The sequence below is a fragment of the Xanthomonas axonopodis pv. maculifoliigardeniae genome (assembly GCF_041519315.1).
In the GTDB taxonomy this organism is placed as follows: Bacteria; Pseudomonadota; Gammaproteobacteria; order Xanthomonadales; family Xanthomonadaceae; genus Xanthomonas; species Xanthomonas euvesicatoria.
This window is the reverse complement of record NZ_CP167998.1, coordinates 931,195-950,273: the sequence shown is the minus strand read 5'-3', so window position 1 is coordinate 950,273 and position 19,079 is coordinate 931,195. Positions and strand designations below refer to the sequence as shown.

16 protein-coding genes are annotated in these 19,079 nt (G+C 65.3%); 10 read left to right on the top strand and 6 right to left on the bottom strand.

What is annotated here, in order from left to right:
- Nucleotides 1-150: 150 nt before the first annotated feature.
- From ACDH77_RS04065 to ACDH77_RS04045, 5 genes are all read left to right on the top strand, one after another.
- Nucleotides 151-1,068, top strand: coding sequence for a TauD/TfdA dioxygenase family protein (locus tag ACDH77_RS04065; RefSeq protein ID WP_011346465.1), 918 nt, complete (start codon nt 151-153; stop codon nt 1,066-1,068).
- A 40-nt stretch (nt 1,069-1,108) separates the two neighbouring features.
- Complete coding sequence (locus ACDH77_RS04060) at nt 1,109-2,155, top strand: ABC transporter substrate-binding protein (protein WP_029818714.1); 1,047 nt, start codon at nt 1,109-1,111, stop codon at nt 2,153-2,155.
- Nucleotides 2,156-2,158: 3 nt separating this feature from the next.
- Entirely contained in the window at nt 2,159-2,992 is an 834-nt protein-coding gene (locus ACDH77_RS04055; RefSeq protein ID WP_008573580.1) for an ABC transporter ATP-binding protein, read from the top strand.
- Nucleotides 2,989-3,873, top strand: a complete 885-nt coding sequence (locus ACDH77_RS04050) for an ABC transporter permease (RefSeq protein WP_218491112.1) — start codon at nt 2,989-2,991, stop codon at nt 3,871-3,873. The genes ACDH77_RS04055 and ACDH77_RS04050 overlap by 4 nt, the downstream gene beginning before the upstream one ends.
- Nucleotides 3,874-3,952: 79 nt before the next feature.
- Nucleotides 3,953-4,306 carry a DMT family protein gene (locus ACDH77_RS04045; RefSeq protein WP_005910790.1) on the top strand — a complete coding sequence of 118 codons (354 nt, stop codon included), beginning with the start codon at nt 3,953-3,955 and terminating at the stop codon, nt 4,304-4,306.
- 127 nt (nt 4,307-4,433) lie between these two features.
- Here the strand turns inward: ACDH77_RS04045 and ACDH77_RS04040 are convergent, their stop codons facing one another.
- From ACDH77_RS04040 to ACDH77_RS04020, 5 genes are all read right to left on the bottom strand, one after another.
- Nucleotides 4,434-5,357: a DUF6607 family protein gene (locus ACDH77_RS04040; protein ID WP_029818711.1), complete on the bottom strand. Its 924-nt coding sequence runs from the start codon at nt 5,355-5,357 to the stop codon at nt 4,434-4,436.
- A gap of 57 nt (nt 5,358-5,414) precedes the next feature.
- On the bottom strand, nt 5,415-6,017 hold the full coding sequence (locus ACDH77_RS04035) for a hypothetical protein (RefSeq protein ID WP_014089423.1): 603 nt from the start codon (nt 6,015-6,017) through the stop codon (nt 5,415-5,417).
- A gap of 5 nt (nt 6,018-6,022) precedes the next feature.
- Complete coding sequence (locus ACDH77_RS04030) at nt 6,023-8,254, bottom strand: TonB-dependent hemoglobin/transferrin/lactoferrin family receptor (RefSeq protein ID WP_372353745.1); 2,232 nt, start codon at nt 8,252-8,254, stop codon at nt 6,023-6,025.
- Between the two features lie 259 nt (nt 8,255-8,513).
- The gene (gene hemP, locus ACDH77_RS04025; protein ID WP_029818708.1) at nt 8,514-8,753 is read right to left on the bottom strand and encodes a hemin uptake protein HemP; all 240 of its coding nucleotides are present in this window, start codon (nt 8,751-8,753) and stop codon (nt 8,514-8,516) included.
- Nucleotides 8,754-8,914: 161 nt separating this feature from the next.
- Nucleotides 8,915-9,883, bottom strand: a complete 969-nt coding sequence (locus ACDH77_RS04020) for a potassium channel beta subunit family protein (protein ID WP_014089419.1) — start codon at nt 9,881-9,883, stop codon at nt 8,915-8,917.
- An 866-nt stretch (nt 9,884-10,749) separates the two neighbouring features.
- Between ACDH77_RS04020 and ACDH77_RS04015 the strand changes: the two genes are divergently transcribed.
- The 5 genes from ACDH77_RS04015 to ACDH77_RS03995 all read left to right on the top strand — a co-directional run bounded on the left by ACDH77_RS04015 (nt 10,750) and on the right by ACDH77_RS03995 (nt 17,925).
- The gene (locus ACDH77_RS04015; RefSeq protein WP_008573564.1) at nt 10,750-12,048 is read left to right on the top strand and encodes a NupC/NupG family nucleoside CNT transporter; all 1,299 of its coding nucleotides are present in this window, start codon (nt 10,750-10,752) and stop codon (nt 12,046-12,048) included.
- A 90-nt stretch (nt 12,049-12,138) separates the two neighbouring features.
- The gene (locus ACDH77_RS04010) at nt 12,139-13,089 is read left to right on the top strand and encodes a ribokinase (RefSeq protein ID WP_008573562.1); all 951 of its coding nucleotides are present in this window, start codon (nt 12,139-12,141) and stop codon (nt 13,087-13,089) included.
- A 531-nt stretch (nt 13,090-13,620) separates the two neighbouring features.
- Entirely contained in the window at nt 13,621-15,963 is a 2,343-nt protein-coding gene (locus tag ACDH77_RS04005; RefSeq protein WP_372353744.1) for a glycoside hydrolase family 98 domain-containing protein, read from the top strand.
- A 107-nt stretch (nt 15,964-16,070) separates the two neighbouring features.
- Nucleotides 16,071-17,069, top strand: coding sequence for a tRNA dihydrouridine synthase DusB (gene dusB / locus ACDH77_RS04000; RefSeq protein WP_011346453.1), 999 nt, complete (start codon nt 16,071-16,073; stop codon nt 17,067-17,069).
- A 28-nt stretch (nt 17,070-17,097) separates the two neighbouring features.
- On the top strand, nt 17,098-17,925 hold the full coding sequence (locus tag ACDH77_RS03995; protein ID WP_008573555.1) for a class I SAM-dependent methyltransferase: 828 nt from the start codon (nt 17,098-17,100) through the stop codon (nt 17,923-17,925).
- On the opposite strand, the gene ACDH77_RS03990 is transcribed toward ACDH77_RS03995, so the two are convergent.
- Nucleotides 17,919-19,019: a metal-dependent hydrolase gene (locus ACDH77_RS03990; protein ID WP_011346451.1), complete on the bottom strand. Its 1,101-nt coding sequence runs from the start codon at nt 19,017-19,019 to the stop codon at nt 17,919-17,921. The genes ACDH77_RS03995 and ACDH77_RS03990 overlap by 7 nt on opposite strands.
- Between the last annotated feature and the right edge of the window lie 60 nt (nt 19,020-19,079).

Below are 19,079 nucleotides of genomic sequence, written 5' to 3'. Positions count from 1 at the left end.
AGGGGCCTTGCTCTTCTGTGAGTGCTGCATATGTCTGCAGCGCATAAGCACCTTGCAAATCGTACGTTCGCAGCGGTGGCACGACTGCCTAGAGTGGTATGTCCGGCCGCCGGCCCAGGCGGCCTTTCGTTGCCGTCGAGGTGCCACGTCATGGCCAGCATCACTTCCGCAGCGCGTGTGCACACGCCGCGCGATGCGTCTTCCCCCGTGCAGAGCTCCAGCGTCAGGATCGTGCCATTCGACGCTCCGCTGGGCGCCGAAGTGATCGGGCTGGACCTTGCGCAACCGCTGGACGCCGCCACCTTCGCGCGTATCCACCGCGCGCACCTGGATTACCACGTGCTGGTGTTTCGCGATCAACGCATCACACCGGCCCAGCAGGTGGAATTCAGCCGTCGCTTCGGGCCGCTGCAGATTCACGTGCTGCGCAACTTTCAACTGCGCGGGCACCCGGAAGTGCTGGTGGTGTCCAACATCAAGGAGAACGGCGAGCCGATCGGCCTGGGCGATGCCGGGCATTACTGGCACTCGGATCTGTCGTACAAGCAAACACCGAGCCTGGGGTCGCTGCTGCATGCGCAGGAGCTGCCCGGCGAAGGCGGCGACACCCTCTTTGCCAACCAGCACCTGGCATGGCAAACGCTGCCCGAATCGCTCAAACGCGCCGTGCAGGACCTGCGTGCCGAACACAGTTATCTGGCCAAGTACGAGGAGTTGCGCGCCCGCAATCCGTGGCGGCCGGCACTGACGCCGGAGCAGATTGCCGAAGTGACACCGGTGCAGCACCCGGTGGTGCGCACGCATCCGGAGACGGGCCGCAAGGCGCTGTTCGTCAGCGAGCATTTCACCACGCGCATCGTCGGCTTGCCCGAGGACGAAAGCCGCGCGCTGTTGCAGAGGTTGTTCGAACACTCCACGCATGCTGGGCTGGTGTATCGGCATCGCTGGCAGCCGCACGACATGGTGTTCTGGGACAACCGTTCGGTGATGCATCTGGCTGCAGGCACGCCGGATCATCTGCGCCGTCGGCTCAACCGCACCACCATCGAAGGCGATGCGCCGTTCTGAGCCTGCCCCTGTTCCCTCCCCTTCCCGACTGGAGCGCCGCATGCGTTTGACCGTCACTTCCCACGCTCCTGCGCCGCGCCGGCGTTTTTCGCGGCGCATCGCGCTGCTGGTGTTGGCCGCGCTGCCGCTGTTGCACAGCGCGCATGCGCAGGCCGAAGGCAAGCTGCGGATCGCCAAGCAATTCGGCATCGTTTACCTGCTGCTGGACGTGGCGCAGGACCAGAAGTTGATCGAACAGCAGGGCAAGGCCGCCGGTGTGGACATCGACGTGCAATTCCTGCAGCTCTCCGGTGGGGCGGCAGTCAACGATGCGTTGTTGACCGGTTCGATCGATATCGCCGGTGCCGGTGTCGGGCCGTTGTTCACCATCTGGGACCGTACGCGCGGCCGCCAGAATGTCCGCGGCGTCGCATCGCTGGGCAATTTCCCGTACTACCTGATCAGCAACAATCCCCGCATCAAGTCCATCGGCGATTTCACGCCAAAGGACCGTATTGCGGTGCCGGCGACGGGTGTCTCCGTGCAATCACGTTTCTTGCAACACGCCTCGCAACAACGTTGGGGCGACAAGGGCACCCATCAGCTCGACGCGCTACAAGTCGCCTTGCCGCATCCGGATGCCGCCGCGGCGATCATCCGTGGGCGTACCGAAATCACCGCGCATTTTGCCAGCCCGCCGTTTCAGGAGCAGGAACTGGCGCGCAACCCGGCCGCGCATATCGTTACCAGTTCCTACGAGATCGAAGGCGGCCCGTCGTCGGCAACGGTGTTGTACGCCACCGAAAAATTCCGCAAGGACAATCCCAAGACCTACCGCGCGTTTGTCGCCGCACTGGACCAGGCGGCGAAGTTCGTTACGGCCCATCCGGAGCAGGCGGCCGATATCTTCCTGCGTCGTAATGGCTCGGGCATCGACCGCGCGCTGGTGCTGCAGATCCTCAAGGACCCGAAAGTGCAGTTCACCGTGGCACCGCAGAACACGCTGGGGCTGGGCAAGTTCATGCAGCACAGCGGGGCGATCAAGCAGGCGCCGGGCAAGGTGGGCGATTACTTTTTCGACGACCCGCTGATTGCGGGCGGGAGCTGAGCGATGAGCACGCCCCTGCTGCAGGTCGATCATGTCAGCCTGGAATATGCCTCGGCCCAGCGCGTGGTGCGCGCGACCCATCGCGTGCGCTTCGATGTGCACGAAGCCGACCGCTTCGTGCTGCTGGGGCCCTCAGGCTGCGGTAAATCCACATTGCTCAAGGCGGTTGCCGGTTTTGTTGCGCCGCGCGAAGGACAGATCCGCCTGCAGGGTCATGCGGTCACCGGTCCCGGGCCGGACCGGGTGGTGGTGTTCCAGGAATTCGACCAGTTGGCACCATGGAAAACCGTGCGCGAGAACGTGGTGTTCGGGCTGCGTGCGGCGCGCAAACTCGGCCGTGCCGAGGCGCGCGAGCGGGCAGACGACAGTCTGGCCCAGGTCGGGCTGAGCGGATTTGCAGATGCTTACCCGCACACCTTGTCCGGCGGCATGAAGCAGCGTGTAGCCATCGCACGCGCCCTGGCGATGCGCCCGCGTGTCCTGCTGATGGATGAACCGTTCGCGGCACTGGATGCGCTGACGCGTTCGCGCATGCAGGAGCAGGTGCTGGAATTGTGGGAACAATTGCGCTTCACGCTGTTGTTCGTCACCCATTCCATCGAAGAAGCATTGGTGGTCGGCAATCGCGTGCTGCTGTTGTCGCCGCACCCGGGCCAGGTGCGCGCCGAACTCAACGCGCATGCCTTCGGCCCGCACAGTGCCGGCAGCGTGGCCTTCCAGCAGACCGCGCAACGCATTCACCGGCTGCTGTTCGATCTGCCCGATGACACGCTGGACGACGACAAGGTGGCACCGCTGCGTCGCCCGTCCCTGCGCCAACGCCAGGCGCTGACATGAGCCGCAGCACCGCAAGCGCAGTGCCGCCGATTCCACCGGTGCGGCCCGAGTACGAAGTGGCACTGACCCCGCTGGACCCTGCCCTGGGCGCCGCGACCACGCCCACGCGTTGGCACGCACCGCCCTGGCTGCGCAAGGCATGGGTGCTGGTGGTCTTGGTCGCGGCATGGGAAATCGCCGCGCGGCTGGTCGGCGACGATCTGATGCTGCCCGGCGCAGTGCAGACCGCGCGCGCGTTCTACGACGGGCTGCTGTCGGGCGAACTGCTGCGCCGGGTCGGTGCGTCGTTGCGTGTGCTGGCGCAAGGTTATGCGCTGGGCGTGCTGCTGGCGTTCGTACTGACCGCGCTGGCCGCTTCCACGCGCTGGGGCCGCGATGTGCTCGGCACGCTGACCGCCATGTTCAACCCGCTGCCGGCCATTGCGCTGTTGCCGCTGGCCTTGCTGTGGTTCGGGCTGGGCACCGGCAGCCTAGTGTTTGTGCTGGTGCACTCGGTGCTGTGGCCGCTGGCGCTGACCACCTACGCCGGCTTCCAGGCGGTACCGGACACGCTGCGCATGGCCGGGCGCAACTACGGCCTGCGCGGCCCGCGCTATGTAGCGCAACTGCTGGTTCCGGCGGCGCTGCCGGCGATCCTGTCCGGGCTGAAGATCGGCTGGGCATTCGCCTGGCGCACCCTGATCGCCGCCGAACTGGTGTTCGGCGCCACCTCCGGCCAGGGCGGCCTGGGCTGGTACATCTTCCAGAACCGCAATGAGCTTTACACCGACAAGGTCTTCGCGGGGCTGGCGATGGTGATCGTGCTGGGGCTGCTGGTGGAGGGCGTGGTGTTCCAGGCGATCGAGCGGCTCACGGTGCGTCGCTGGGGCATGCAGCGCTAGCGCGGCCCCGGCGGCACGGTCGCGTGCGCTTAACGAAGTTGGCTTATGCTTCGGCCCCCATTCTCTGCCGCTCGCCGCCATGCCCACTGCCCCCTTCACCGCCTACCTGTACCCGGTTCTGCTGCTGATCGCCAGCAACGTGTTCATGACCTTCGCCTGGTACGGGCACCTGAAGTACAAGACCACGCCGCTGATGATCGCCATCCTGGTCAGCTGGGGCATCGCGTTCTTCGAATACTGCCTGCAGGTGCCTGGCAACCGTCTGGGCAGCGCGGTGTATTCGGCGCCGCAGCTCAAGGGCATGCAGGAAGTGATCACGCTGCTGGTCTTTGCCGGTTTCTCCACCTTCTACCTGGGGCAGTCGCTGAAGTGGAACCATTGGGCCGCGTTCGGCCTGATCCTGGTGGCCGCGTTCCTGATGTTCAAGGAATAAAGGCAAAGCACCCTCTCGCTCGTAGGAGCGCACCCGGGCGCGACCTCGCAAGAGCCCCCTGCGGTGTGATTGGCCTTACCGGGAATGCCATATCGCGCTTGGATGCGCTCCTACGGCGTCAGGGTGCCTAGTTCGCCGGTTCGACCCACCGTGCGAACACCGCATCGATTTGCGCGTCCTTGACCGGCTTGCCCTTCTGCGCTGACTCAGCCTGCTCGAACATCGGCACGATCATCGCCATGCCGTCCGGCTTGGTTTTCAGATGCAGGCCCGGTGGCGTTTGCAGGAATGCGGCCCAGCGCGCGCGCACCTTGGCCCAATACCCCTGTGTGCCTTTCCAGTACGCATAGGCCGGGGCGAAGTCCACCTCGGTGGTCTTGCGGTAATCGTTGAAGCCGAACTCGCGTGCAATCGCTTCCTGGGTGCCGTCGGGCTTGCGCAGCACCTTGGTATTGAATTGTTCGTGGGTCCAGCCGTTCGGCGTCAGCGTGTGCCGGTTGATCACCGATAGCGCATTGTAGTCGCTGCGCCTGGTGTACTCGCGCCGCGGCAACGGGCGCCAGCTGGGATCGCTGGTCCAGGTGGGGTGGCCATCGGCGTAGTCCCAGCGGCCGGTGCCGCAATAACGCGGCGCGTCGCTGACTTCGTACACACATTGCGTCCAGGTGCCGCTGGTGATGGCCGGCGCCAGCGCATGCACCGTCCAGGTCTGCTCGGCGGTGAATTCAAACCGTTGCGGTGCCTCGAAGGTCCAGTCCTGCCGCCAATGCTTGGTCACGTGCCCGGTCTTTTCGTCGACCAGCACGTGCTGCAGCACCAGCCTGCGCGGCGAATCCTCCACCACGATGACCACTTCGCTGGCGCCGCTGCGCATCGCCGAAGCGCGCTCGTAGCCGGGCTTGAGCAGCACGGTTTCGTCGAACGCGAAATCCACCGCGTATTCGCCCTGCATCGCCAGGATGCTCTGCCGATCGCGCTGAGCATCGGCGGCGGCAATCAACGGCAACAGGCTCAGTGTGGCGGCGACACAGCGGGAGAACAATCGGCTCATCGGCACTCTCGGTAGTCATTGGGGAACATCAGGGACGCGCGCGCAGCAGCGACATCGTCATGACACGGGGTCGGCACCGCGGGCATTCACCGCGGCAGTACGCAGCACTGCAGCGCGCGCGCAGCAACAATCGTCCACGACCACGCGGCCGTCGATGCCCTCGTCGCGCGCCAACCGTGCAGCAACCTCAGCGCCCAGCGCAGAGACGGTGGCCAGGCTGGCGGTGATGGGGTGATCGTGGCTGGCCGCAGGCTGCAAGCGCAGTGCGCTCAAGCGCCATGCATCGCCGCGCATGCGTCCGGCCAGGCGGCGCCATAGCCGTTCGCCGACGCCCAGTTCATGCGTGTCCATCGGCAGTGGCGGCAGCCGAGAGACCAGGCGGTCCCAGCTCAGGAAATCGCTGTCGGGCAACAGGCAGAGCCGCCAGCAGCAGTGTCCTGCCGCATCGAAGAACCAGATGCCCTCGTGCACGCCGTCGCTGTCCACCCGACGGGACGCGGCTGCAGCGACCGCGTGCTGCCAACCATCCAGTTCGTTGCCCAACGCAGGCCGATACAGGCAAAGCACCGTCCCTAGCGCCGCCAACTGCCGTGGTCGCGGCAGTGCCGCGCGGGTAGCGCGTGCATGCAGGGGCAACGGGATGGCGCAGAGGTTGGGCATGGCCGCTACCAGCTCACGGCCAGGCTGAGCGAGGCAGTGCGCCCGGCGCCAGTGAAGCGGTCCAGCACCGTGCTGCTGGCCAGCGTGCCGTTGGGCAGCGCGTTCCAGTCCACGTAACGGCGATCGGCCAGGTTAAACACGCCTGCGGTGAGCTTGGCGCCGGGCGCGAATTCCCAATGCCCCATCAGATCCAGCGTGGCGTAGCCGGCCGGCACGTAATAGCTGTCCAGCTGCGGGCGATGTTTGCGGGCCACAAAGGTACCGATCACTTCTGCGCCCCAGCGATCACTGTCGAAGGCCATGCCAAGCGTGCCGCGCAACGGGTCGACCGAATTGAGCGGCCTGCCGTCGGTGAGGTTGTCGCCTTCCGCATAGGCAACGGCACTGTTCAACGACCAGCCTTGCCAACCCGCCAGCATGCCCAGATCGATGCCCGCGCGCGCCTCTGCGCCCTTGATCACCACATCGTCCACGTTGCGCGACTGGAACAGCGCCAGCCCGTCGGCATTCACGCCAGCCGGCGCATACGATTCGATGAAGTTGCGGTAGTCGGTGTAGTACACGGCCAGCCCGAAATAGCCGACCGCATCGTTGAAACGCAGGCCCAGTTCGCCGCCGCGGCTGGTCTCCGATTTCAGATCCGGATTGGCGATGGCGGTGTAGCGCGCCTGCAGATTGGTGAAACCGATATTGACGTCGTTGTACGGCGGCGCGCGGAAGCCATGCGCGTAATTGACATACGCCGACCAGGCGTCCGAAAACCGCCACACCGCACCGAACTTGGGAGACACCTGGGTCTCGTCGATGGTCTCGGCGGCAACGCCGGGATTGTCTTCGCGGAAGATGTCGTCCACCTGCGGCGACAGCCGGAAATAATCCACGCGCACGCCCGGCGCCAGCGACAGCTGGCCATCGAGCAGGCCGATCTCGTCCTGCGCATACAACCCGAGCTTGGTGGTTTCGCTCATCGGGAAGTCGCGCACCGGAAACACGTCCTGACCGACGCGGTTGCTCACCGCGCCATTGGCCAGATTGACCGAATAGCCGTCGCGCTTGGCGCGCGTATCGGTCCAGGTGCCATCCAGCCCATAGGTGATTTCGTGGCTGAGGGTGCCGGTTTCGATGGACTTATGCGCGTTGACCAGCAGGCCGTAAACACGCTGATCGAAATTATGTTCGTTATGCCGGCGCGTGGTGTTGCCGCGCAGTTCGTTGGTGCGTTGCAGGCTCTCGCTGTCCTGGCGATACAGCTGCCACTGCAGATCGTCGGTCCACACGGAATCCAGCGCATCGACTTCATGCCGCAGCGAGACCCGCGCACGTGTCTGATGATCGCGTCCTTGCTGCGACAGGATGCGTAGCGACGCCGTCGGACTCCGCGTATCGACGCCGGTCAATGCATCGATGCTGCCGTAGTCTTCGTTGCCTTCGACCGTGAGTTTGAAGCGCTGTTGTGCGCTTGGGGCGTACACCAGTTTGGCGAGCACACTGCGCCCATCGATGCGCTGCGGATTGGCCGCAGTGCGGGTGAAATCGCGGCTGCGGTCATCGCCCTGGTTTTGCGCCTCCTGGCCCTGGCGATGACTCACCGCCACCAAGCCGCTCCAGCGTTCGCCACCGAACGCGCCGGTGGCACCGGCAAACAGGCCGTTCCAGTCGCCTTCGTAGCCGAACTTCAGGCCGACGTAGCTGTGCTTGTCTGCGCTCAGATAGTCCGACGGATCCTTGGTGACGAAAGCGACCACGCCGCCCAATGCATCCGAGCCATACAACGAGCTGGCCGGCCCGCGTACCACTTCCACGCGCTTGAGCGTTTCCAGGTCGACGAAGTTACGGTTGGCGTTGAGATAGCTGCCGAAGCTGAAGGTGTCCGACACCGGCACGTTATCCACCAGCATCGCCACGCGGTTGCCATCCAGCCCGCGGATGCGGATGCCGTTGGCACCGGTGAAGCGGCCGCTGGTGCTGGTGACCGACACGCCCGGCGTGTAGCGGAACAGATCCTTGAGTTCGCGCACCAGTTGGTTGTCGAGCTGTTCGCGGTCGATCACATCCACCGTGCTGGGCACATCCACCAGCGCGCGCTGGGTGCGCGTGGCGGTGACCTGGAGCCGGTCGAAGTCGTGCACCTCACGCGCACCCTCCGCTCCGGCATCGCGTTCGGCAGCACGGGCACACAAGGAAATAGCGGGCAGCGCCAGCGACAGCGCGACCACCAGCGGATGCAGGCGGATCATCAGGAACCTTTACGCGTCCCCCGGCGGCGCGGGCGGCATAAGCCAAACGCGGCAGGGAAGATGGAGTTGAGTGGCGGGCGGCGGCGGCAGCGCCCGCTGCGACCTTGCGCACACGCGTTGAGCGAGTACGCAAAGATGGGATGCCATGGCAATCGAGCGTTGCGCGTGGAGCAGGATCGCGCCATCGGCACTGACGGCGCATGACGATCGTTGCGGCAGCGGCTGCGCACAGTGGCTGTGCGCAGCCGAGTGGCTGGAATTACTTGGTCAGGATCAGCTTATCGTTGCTGGTGTGGCGCAGGCGATAGACGCGATCGCCGTGCTGGATCAGCACTTCACGCCGGCCCTTGAGCAGCGCTTGGCTGCTGATGAGGTCTTCGGCGGGCACGGCGCGCGGCGTGGCGCGGTCGCGCAGATTGACCGGTTCGGAGCGAAGCAGCACGGGGTGGGCGGTCATGATCTGGTTCTCCAGTCGGTTGGCCAGACAAATAATAACCATTCTCATTTAATGATCAAGAGCCATTCTCATTTGAAAGGCCGGATGTTTAAATCGCTCTCTAGTCTTCGATTGATCGCGCCAATCGAACGGACGTGTGTCGCTGCCCTCAGCTGCGGTGACTACTACAAGCATCCACCGCAGCACTCGATCGACCCAATGGCTCAGCGCGTGCTCGACTCCACCTGTGCCCACCCGGCGTCATCGACCTGATCCAGGGTGTCCAGGGCACCGAGGTTCTCTTCCAACTGTGTGACCCGGCTCGCGCCCAGGATCACGCTGGACACATGCCGGTTGCGTAGGCACCAGGCGATGGCCAACTGCGCCGGCGACTGGCCAAGCTCGGCCGCCACCGCGCAGAACGCGCGGGCGCGCTCCAGCCGGCGCGCTTCCGGCGCGCCCAGCACTTCGTCCTGCAACCATTGGTTGCCCGGCTGGCCCAGACGGCTGTCGGCCTCCACGCCCGCGTTGTACTTGCCGGTCAGCAGGCCCGAGGCCAGCGGCGACCAGATCGTGGTGCCCAGCCCGTTCTCGCACAGTGGCGCGTATTCGCGCTCCAGCCGCTCGCGATGCAGCAGGTTGTATTGCGGCTGTTCCATCGCCGGCGCATGCAGATGTTCGCGTTCGGCAATCGCGATGGCCTCGCGCAACTGCGCGGCGCTCCATTCGGATGTGCCCCAGTACAGCACCTTGCCCTGGCGGATCAGCGCATCCATGGCGCGTACGGTTTCCTGGATCGGGGTGTCCGGATCGGGCCGATGGCAGTAATAGAGGTCCAGGTACTCCACGCGCAGGCGCTTGAGCGCGGCGTGGCAGGCATCGGTGACATGCTTGCGCGAGAGCCCGCGCTGGGTCGGCCGCGGGCTGTCGACCGCACCGAAAAACACCTTGCTCGACACGCAGAAGCCATCGCGCGGCAAACGCAGATCGGCGATCACATCGCCCATCACTTCCTCGGCGCGGCCGCGCGCGTAGACCTCGGCGTTATCGAAAAAATTGATGCCGTTGTCCCAGGCGGCGGCAATCAGATTGCGCGCTTCGCTGCGCCCGATCTGTTTGCCGAAGGTGACCCAGGCCCCGAACGACAAGGCCGATAGCTGCAGCCCGGTGGAACCCAGACGTCGGTAAAGCATGGCGAACTCCCGCAACCTCCAGGGCACCTGCCCTGGACCGGCGTGCGCAGTGTAGGCCGTGGCGTCGGGCAGGCACAGCGCGCGGCGTGTGCAGCGCCGTGCATCGACCTGTTCCCGGCTCGACTGCGTGTTCGCAGCACCGCCTGCACTGCGCATGCATCGTGATCTGCCGTTGGTGGTTATCTGCACCGAATGCCTCGGCTTGCATGGGCGTTTCCACGCCTATCCACACGTGACAGACGCGAGACCTTGCTGCAGCGACTGCTTGCCGATCAACAGGCAAAATCGCCGGCGTGTGGCGTCGCAACCAGGGTGGGGCCATTGGTGGCATGCATGCGCCAACCAGCCGCATGGACGGATTGACGGCGTGCCCCGACACCGGATGCGGCACCGTGCCTGGAGACACCAGCGCATGACGCCGGCGGACATGCGTGCAACGGTCAGCAGCACTCGCGCACAAACGCCAACTGTCCCAGGCCATCTGTGCCAAAGACACCGCGCCTAATGAAGCGGATGCAGCAACGACAGCCGTAGCAGTCGCAGCAGTAGATCCAATCACGCGCTTCAGCCGCTCCAGGCTGCGCGGCAGTTTCCCGAACGCTGACGCATGACGGTGAACACCGCATCCGGGCGGGCGTCACGACCGCCACCAGCCGCGCCGCCACGCGATGAACACCGCCCACCTCGCCCATGCGAACTCCCGACTTTGCGCAAGCACGGTCCCACAGCGCGCCAGCGCGGGCCTGCCCGTGCCCGCCGCCTCTCGTCTGTGGGCCGACCGAGGCCATCTGAATGCCCCTCGCCTTGCCCCCTGTCACCCCCTGCTCTAGGCTTCCCGTTTTGCCGTCAGCAGCCCGGGGATTGGAATGGTCGAAGGTTTGGGAAGGATCGGTTTCGGCCTGTTCGGTCTGGCGGTGCTCATCGGCATCACCTGGCTGTTTTCGAGCAACCGCCGCGCGATCGACTGGAAGCTGGTCGCCACCGGTCTGGCCCTGCAGATCTCGTTCGCCGCACTGGTGTTGCTGGTGCCGGGCGGGCGCGACGTGTTCGACGCGCTGGGCAAGGGCTTCGTCAAGGTGCTGAGTTTCGTCAATGAAGGGTCCACCTTCATTTTCGGCAACCTGATGAACATCGACAGCTACGGCTTCATCTTTGCGTTCCAGGTGCTGCCCACCATCATCTTCTTCTCGGCGCTGATGGGCGTGCTTTACCACCTGGGCGTGATGCAGATGGTGGTGCGTGCGATGGCGTGGGCGATCACCAAGGTGATGCGCGTTTCCGGTGCGGAAACCACCAGCGTGTGCGCCAGCGTCTTCATCGGCCAGACCGAAGCGCCGCTGACGGTGCGCCCGTATATCCCCAAGATGACCCAGTCCGAGCTGCTGACGATGATGATCGGCGGCATGGCGCATATCGCCGGTGGCGTGCTGGCTGCATATGTCGGCATGCTCGGCGGCAGCGATCCGGCGCAACAGGCGTTCTATGCCAAGCACTTGCTGGCCGCCAGCATCATGGCCGCGCCCGCCACGCTGGTGGTCGCCAAGCTGCTGGTGCCGGAAACCGGCACCCCGCTGACCCGCGGCACCGTCAAGATGGAAGTGGAAAAAACCACCAGCAATGTCATCGATGCGGCCGCGGCCGGTGCCGGCGACGGCCTGCGCCTGGCGCTAAACATCGGCGCGATGCTGCTGGCCTTCATCGCGCTGATCGCGCTGATCAACGCACCGCTGACCTGGCTGGGCGAGGTCACCGGCGCCGCCGCGCTGCTGGGCCGCCCGACCAACCTGTCAACGATCTTCGGCTACGTGCTGGCGCCGATCGCCTGGGTGATCGGTACCCCGTGGGTGGATGCGACCACGGTCGGGTCGTTGATCGGCCAGAAGGTGGTGATCAACGAGTTCGTCGCTTACAGCGAGTTGTCGCGCATCGTCAAGGGCGAAGTGCCGGGCGTAGGCCTGAGCGCAGAGGGTCGCCTGATCGCCACCTACGCGCTGTGCGGCTTCGCCAATTTCAGCTCGATCGCGATCCAGATCGGCGGGATCGGCGGGCTGGCGCCGGAACGTCGTCACGATCTGGCCAAGTTCGGCCTGCGTGCGGTGCTCGGCGGTTCGATCGCCACCTTCATGACCGCTACCATTGCCGGTGTGCTGTCGCATTTCGGTTGAGGCGGTGAGGGTTCATCGGCGTGACGGTCTAATCACTGCGCGCCGCGTTTCATCCAATCTTTCAAGTCAGTCATTCAAGGCAAGGTATTTATGAGTTCGGTCGTCGTTGTCGGGTCCTTCAATGTCGATCACGTGTGGCGCTGCGATGCCTTGCCGGTGCCGGGCGCGACCATCGCCGGGCGCTACAGCACCGGCCCGGGCGGCAAGGGCTTCAATCAGGCGGTTGCGGCCGCACGCGCTGGCGCCAAGACGCATTTCTTGTGTGCGCTGGGCGACGACGCAGGTGGTGCGTTGGCGCGCTCGCTGGCCGCGCAGGACGGCTTTTCGCTGATCGCCGAGCCCAGTAATGAACCGACCGGTACCGGCGGCATCTATGTCGACGGGCACGGCCGCAACACCATCGTGATCGGCGCCGGCGCTAACGCCGTGTTGAGCCCCGCCTTCATCGAGAACCAACGCCCGCTGGTGGCTGCGGCAAAGGTGTTGCTGGCGCAGCTGGAATCCCCGGCCGAGACGATCGAGTCCGCACTGGCGCTGGCGCACGAATGTGGCGTGCTGACCGTGCTCAATGCCGCGCCGGCCAATGCACCGACCTCGATTGGCCTGCTCAAGCTCTCGGATGTGCTGACGCCCAACGAAACCGAATTCGCCGCACTGCTCGGTCGCCATGTCGGCGAGCGCATCAATGCCGACGACGTCGCCGCGCTGGACGGCAATACGTTGCATTCGTTGTGCCGCAAGCTGCTGCCGGGCGGTACCGTAGTGGTGACCCTGGGCGCGGTGGGCGCCTTCATTTCGCACGCCGAAGAACAGCTGCGCGGCGATAGCCAGGCGCATTACCGCGTGGGCGCGGAAAGCGCGCAGACCATCGACACCACCGGCGCGGGCGATGCCTTCAACGGTGCGCTGGTTGCCTCGCTGGCGCAGGTGCCGGCTGCGAGCTTCGCAACCCACGTGCGCTTTGCCACCCGTTATGCGGCGCGCTCCACCGAGGTGGAAGGTGCGGCGGTGTCGATGCCGCGGCTGCGCGCGGACGACTGAGACCACGGTTCACTGCCATTGGCGTGCGCCACGCGCGCATGCCCTCGACACCGCACCCACGCAGGCGCCCAGGTTTTTTCCAGGAATGCGCGTGCATGTCCCGCGCCCAATGACGATCGCGACAAGCGGTTGGCCGCGTCGCTGCGCATCGCGCCGAACGATGTGACGCTGCAACGAGCGCATGTCTGCTTTCGCCACGCTGCGCACGCTCTGCTGCCAACGTCACACCACCGGCTGCGCCATCGCGACGCCACGTGACCCAGCGCTGTTTTGGGTGCTCGAAAAACGAAAGCGCATCGCATAAAGCGTGCTGATCGGCTGCACGCGCTAGCGCGCTATCTGCGCTTGCCTACTATCGCCGCACCACACCACCGGGCGTACCACGACCATTGCCTGTTGTCATGCGAGGACGCTCCCGGCGGCGCGGCTTACCGAGATGCGTCTGCATCGTCGACTGGCGCATTACCGCCTCACGCAATGGCAGTGACGCGGTATGCCTGGCCCTGCCCCCCAAGCTCAACGGAACTACCGATGATCCTGCGTCGATCGCGCACGCCATTCCTGCTGCCCTGCGTCCTACTTCCCTGCCTGCTCAGCTCCTGTGGCGGCGACGCCGCCGATGCCGGCACCGCTGCGACCCCATCGCCGGCGGCGACGGTCACCGTGAGCGCCCCGCGCGCCATGGCGCCAACCTCTACGCAGGCGTCCACGGCAACGGCGAGCGCCAGCACCGACCCGGCATTCCGGCGCAGCCTCGCGCCCGATAAGCCGATGTTCGTGATCCATGCCGACACCTGGAACGCCGCCGATCCGCAGAAGATCATCGACCTGATTCCTGCAGACCTGCGCCCCTACACGGTTCTGCTGATCTCGCTCTCGATCAGTCACAAAGGCGCCACCGACAATCAGTGCAACTGGAACCAGGTGGCGAACGGGATCGAGACGGCACGCTCGTGGATCAAGACAGCTGCGGCCAACGGTGTCTGGGCGATGGTGCAACCGTCCAGCGGCGGCTTCAGCCACTTCCCCGACTATCCCAACGGCACCGATCTGGAATCGACGGTCTACGGTGAGTTCTTCCGCGACTACCCGAACTTCCTCGGTTTCAACTACGCCGAGCAGTTCTGGGGATTCGACGAAGCCTGCTCGGTCTCGGCAGCGCAGCGCTGGGAGCACTGGGCCAACCTGCTCAAGCTGACCAACAAGTACGGCGGCTATCTGGCGGTGAGCTTCACCGGCGGCTTCTGGGGCGCAAACATCAACCCGCTGGCAATGGTCAAGCGCAACGAGGCCTTACGCACCGCCCTGGGCAGCTATGCCAAGAATTTCATCATCCAAGAAAAGTTCACGATGAACTACGGCTACCACGACATCGAAAGCGTCAGCCTGGGCATGTTTCTGTCGGGATTTGCGGGCCATTACGGCATCCGTCCTGACAGCAGCGGCTGGTACGCCGCCGATGGCAGCGCCTATCCTCTGGCCGCGGGCGCCCCGCATCTGATCGAGCACCTGACGCTGACCGGCGAAACCTATTTCGACGGCCCGGAACTGATCTGGACCGATACCGTTCAAAGCCTGCCAAAGGGGACCACCGCCGACGGCTACAACACGCGGCGCTGGCAGTTCTTCCCGCAGTTCAAGAACATCCATATGGATGTCTACCGCAAGATTCTCGACGGCACCTTGCACATCCTCGATCGCCAGCAGGTGATCGACCGCACCAAGCTGGCAGTGGTCGACGACACCACCAGCGGCAACGATCAGAGTCTGTATGCATCGCCGGAAACGCTGTTCTCCGGCCTGTATCTGATGGACGACGACGGCACCTATCTCAACCAGCACAGCTGGTACAAGAAGACCGGGCGCTACCCCGCCATCCCGACCGTATGGCAGTTGAGCGATGACCTTGCAAAGTCCTTCCCCGTACAGGTCAAGCGCAGCGCGTACGCCACCCGCTGGCCCTCCATCGCCGCCAAGACCCAGGAACTGAATGCCTTGTTCCCGCAGGAATCCACCGGCGATCTCTATGTGGCACGTCAAGACAACACCTGGGTCACCTACAACCCCTACAAGACCAACAAGACTGCCAGCGGCGCGTTCAACCTGAAGTACAACAGTTGCGCCGCGCTCAACATGACCTACGGCCCCTACACGACGGGCGTGGTCAAGGAGTTCGCCGACGCGGTGTCGGTCTACCTGACCAATTTCGATTCGGAAACCGGCCCGCTCAAGACCGACACCATCACCATCAGCGGCGCCAGCGCCACGCCGACCTATACCTTCGCCGATCGCGGCGAGCACCAGGCCAGTACCATCACCGCCACGCCCAGCGGCGATGGTCTGACCTTGAACGTCGCCCACAACGGGCCGCTGGACATCACCATCCAGTGCTCCGGCTCGGCCACCGGACGCGCTAGCGCCGCGGCGGTCACACCACTGCAGGCACCGGCTGCGCCACCCGCCTATACCGGCGTGCGGCAATACGAAGCGGAGAACTTCGACTTCCTGCGCATCGGCAGCCTTGTCGCCAATGGCGTCTCCGGCGCAGTGCACAACTACCAGGGGCTGGGCTATGTCGACTTCGGCGGCAACCCCGGCGCGCGTTTGCGGACCACCATCAACGTGCAGCAGGCGGGAAGCTATACGCTGGCCACGCGCTATTCCGCACCGGGCACAAGCGTCGGTAGCGTAGACCTGTACGTCAATGGCCTGCGTGTCGGCACCCCGGCCTTCGCCCAGACCAGTTCGGCCAGCGACTGGGCCAGCAGTCCGCTGACGGCAACCTTGCGTGCCGGCAACAACATCGTCGAATACCGCGCCAGTGTAGGCACCCAGGCCAAGCTGTACCTGGATAATCTGGCCGTCTGGCAGTAGGCGATACCACAGCGGCGGTGCCGGCCATGCGGCCCGCCTGCTGCCGGCCCGGCCGCCGCAGGGTTGGCAGCGCGAAGGGCCGTCACCGCTGAAGTTACACTAGCGCCATGCAGATCGGCTCCTACTCCATCGCTCCCAAGGTGATCCTCGCCCCCATGGCGGGCGTTACCGACAAACCGTTCCGGCTGCTGTGCAAGCGGCTGGGCGCGGGCCTGGCGGTGTCGGAAATGACCATTTCCGACCCGCGCTTCTGGGGCACGCGCAAATCGCTGCACCGCATGGACCATGCCGGCGAGCCGGACCCGATCAGCGTGCAGATCGCCGGCACCGAGCCGCAGCAACTGGCCGAGGCGGCGCGCTACAACGTCGACCACGGTGCGCAGTTGATCGACATCAACATGGGCTGCCCGGCCAAGAAGGTCTGCAACGCGTGGGCCGGCTCGGCGCTGATGCGCGACGAAGACCTGGTGGCACGCATCCTGACCGCGGTGGTACAGGCAGTGAACGTGCCGGTGACGTTGAAGATCCGCACCGGTTGGGATTGCGACCACCGCAACGGCCCGACGATCGCGCGGATCGCGCAGGACTGCGGCATCGCCGCGCTCGCCGTACACGGACGCACCCGCGACCAGCATTACACCGGCAGCGCCGAGTACGCGACGATTGCGCAGATCAAGGCCGCGCTGCAGATCCCGGTGGTTGCCAATGGCGATATCGACTCGCCGCAGAAAGCCGCTCAGGTGCTGCGCGAAACCGGCGCCGATGCCGTGATGATCGGCCGCGCCGCACAAGGCCGCCCGTGGATCTTCGGCGAAGTGGCACATTTTTTGTCCACCGGCGAGGTATTGCCGCCGCCGTCGTTGGCGTTCGTGCGCGATACCTTGCTCGGCCACCTGGAAGCGCTGCACGCGTTTTATGGCCAACCGCAGGGCGTGCGCATCGCACGCAAGCATCTGGGTTGGTATGCCAAGGACCACCCGCAAAGCGCCGACTTCCGGGCGGTGGTCAATCGCGCCGAAACGCCCGAAGCCCAGTTGGCCCTGACGCGTGATTACTTCGATGCCTTGATCGCCGGCGTGCCGCCCGCACTATCGGACGCTGCCTGAGTTTTCCTGCCTTGCTGGAGCCGCACGCATGAGCGCACCGAGCGACACCCCCACCTATCTGCACGGCTTTTCCGCCACCGAACAGGCGCGTCTGCTCAAACAGGCGCGCTTGCTGGAAACCACGCTGTTCAATCAGATCGACTACAGCGGCGCGCGGCGCCTGCTGGAAGTGGGCAGCGGCGTCGGCGCGCAGACTGAAATCCTGTTGCGCCGTTTTCCCGAACTGCATGTCACCGGCGTGGATCTGAGCGAGGCGCAGCTGGGCGCGGCGCGGGCAAATCTCGAACGGCTGGCGTGGTGCCGCGCACGCTACACACTGCAGCAGGCCGATGCGAGCGATTTACCGTTCGAGGCGCGTCAGTTCGATGCGGCGTTTCTGTGCTGGGTGCTCGAACACGTGCCCTCGCCTGCGCGCGTGCTCAACGAAGTGCGGCGCGTGCTGCTGCCCGGCTCGCCGGTGTACGTGACCGAGGTGATGAATGCTTCGTTCCTGCTGCATCCGTATTCGCCCAACCTGTGGCGCTACTGGATGGCATTCAACGATTTCCAGCACGACCAGGGCGGCGACCCGTTCGTCGGTGCCAAGCTGGGCAACCTGCTGCTGGCCGGGGGCTTTCGCGATGTGCACACGCAGATCAAGACGCTGCATCTGGACAACCGCGAACCGGGCCGGCGCAAGACCATGATCGGGTTCTGGGAAGAAGTGCTGCTCTCGGCGGCCGATCAATTACTGCAGGCCGGCGCGGTCGAGGCCGCCACCGTGGATGGCATGCGTCGTGAACTGGCGCAGGTGCACAGCGACCCGGACGCCGTGTTCTTCTATTCGTTCGTGCAGGCGCGCGCCACGGTTTATTGAGTTGCCGATGCGGGCGCGACGACCGGAGCGCCGACAGCTTCCAGGTCGCCGGTCAGCACGGTGCTGCGGGGCTCGTGCCAGATGCGGTGCCACATCTGCCCCAGCACTGCACCGATCTGGTCGCGTGCCACCGGCGCACGATATGCCGCCTGCACCTGCCGCGGCACGATCGGCTGCCACGTCCCGTTGTCGCGATGGGCCACCACGAAGTTGAAGTTGTAGTCCGGCTCCAGGCCCATGCGCAGGTCGCTGAGCATCAGGTCATCGTCGACCAGGCGCGCGCGCATGAAGCCGCGATTGAACCAGGTCAGCCGACGCACCGAATCGAACCTGGCCACTTCGCCCAACGCCTGGGTGTTGCTGGAAAACCCACGGAAGTGCATCGGGCCGGTGTCGGCCACGAGAGAGCGCTCGCCGATGACATAGCCGTTGGGCGTCATCGCCACCACGCGCCACAGCAAGGTGTTGAGCGGCATCGGCACCGAGAACCGCGGCGCATCGGCCAGGCCCATCGCCGCCAGCGCACGATCGGCCTGGCGGTCGACCAGTTGCTTGGCAATCAACGACCAGCCCAGATACGCGGTGCTGGCCACCAACCCGATCACCAGCACGTGTTGCGCAAACGGGCGCGCGCGCGCAAACCAGGCCACCACGCAGGCGAGCAACAGCCACACCGTGTATGCCGGGTCGATGATGAACACGCTCGACCACATCGTCGGATGCGGCTGCAACGGCCACCACAGCTGGGTGCCGTAGACGGTGAACGCATCCAGCAGCGGATGCGTGATCAAGGCCAGCTGGATCGCCCAGAACCAGCGCGTGGGTGCGCTGGCCACGCGTCCATTGCCGTAGCGGCGGAACAGCCACCAGATCAACCAACCCACCAGCGGCAGCACGAACAACGAATGGCTGACGCTGCGGTGCACGGTCATCAGGGTGACCGGGTCGTCGGTGAGCGGCAGCAATGCCAGCGAGTCGAGGTCGGGCAAGGTGCCCAGTGCCGCGCCGGCCAACAAGGCGGCACGCCGCTGTCCGGGCGGCGCGATGGCGGCAGCGATGGCGCCGCCGAGAACGATCTGGGTCAATGAATCCATCGGCCGATGCTAGCAGGCCGGACATGCACGGATCGGGATGTTTGAGGCGGGGTGCGGCCG

Excerpts from the sequence above, each read along its gene's own strand:
- ACDH77_RS04055 (WP_008573580.1), top strand. The coding sequence starts at position 2,159 with ATGAGCACGCCCCTGCTGCAGGTCGATCATGTCAGCCTGGAATATGCC.
- ACDH77_RS04015 (WP_008573564.1), top strand. The coding sequence starts at position 10,750 with ATGGTCGAAGGTTTGGGAAGGATCGGTTTCGGCCTGTTCGGTCTGGCG.
- ACDH77_RS04065 (WP_011346465.1), top strand. The coding sequence starts at position 151 with ATGGCCAGCATCACTTCCGCAGCGCGTGTGCACACGCCGCGCGATGCG.
- ACDH77_RS04020 (WP_014089419.1), bottom strand. The coding sequence starts at position 9,883 with ATGCTTTACCGACGTCTGGGTTCCACCGGGCTGCAGCTATCGGCCTTG.
- dusB (WP_011346453.1), top strand. The coding sequence starts at position 16,071 with ATGCAGATCGGCTCCTACTCCATCGCTCCCAAGGTGATCCTCGCCCCC.
- ACDH77_RS03990 (WP_011346451.1), bottom strand. The coding sequence starts at position 19,019 with ATGGATTCATTGACCCAGATCGTTCTCGGCGGCGCCATCGCTGCCGCC.
- ACDH77_RS04005 (WP_372353744.1), top strand. The coding sequence starts at position 13,621 with ATGATCCTGCGTCGATCGCGCACGCCATTCCTGCTGCCCTGCGTCCTA.
- ACDH77_RS04030 (WP_372353745.1), bottom strand. The coding sequence starts at position 8,254 with ATGATCCGCCTGCATCCGCTGGTGGTCGCGCTGTCGCTGGCGCTGCCC.
- ACDH77_RS03995 (WP_008573555.1), top strand. The coding sequence starts at position 17,098 with ATGAGCGCACCGAGCGACACCCCCACCTATCTGCACGGCTTTTCCGCC.
- ACDH77_RS04050 (WP_218491112.1), top strand. The coding sequence starts at position 2,989 with ATGAGCCGCAGCACCGCAAGCGCAGTGCCGCCGATTCCACCGGTGCGG.
- ACDH77_RS04035 (WP_014089423.1), bottom strand. The coding sequence starts at position 6,017 with ATGCCCAACCTCTGCGCCATCCCGTTGCCCCTGCATGCACGCGCTACC.
- hemP (WP_029818708.1), bottom strand. The coding sequence starts at position 8,753 with ATGGTTATTATTTGTCTGGCCAACCGACTGGAGAACCAGATCATGACC.
- ACDH77_RS04040 (WP_029818711.1), bottom strand. The coding sequence starts at position 5,357 with ATGAGCCGATTGTTCTCCCGCTGTGTCGCCGCCACACTGAGCCTGTTG.
- ACDH77_RS04045 (WP_005910790.1), top strand. The coding sequence starts at position 3,953 with ATGCCCACTGCCCCCTTCACCGCCTACCTGTACCCGGTTCTGCTGCTG.
- ACDH77_RS04010 (WP_008573562.1), top strand. The coding sequence starts at position 12,139 with ATGAGTTCGGTCGTCGTTGTCGGGTCCTTCAATGTCGATCACGTGTGG.
- ACDH77_RS04060 (WP_029818714.1), top strand. The coding sequence starts at position 1,109 with ATGCGTTTGACCGTCACTTCCCACGCTCCTGCGCCGCGCCGGCGTTTT.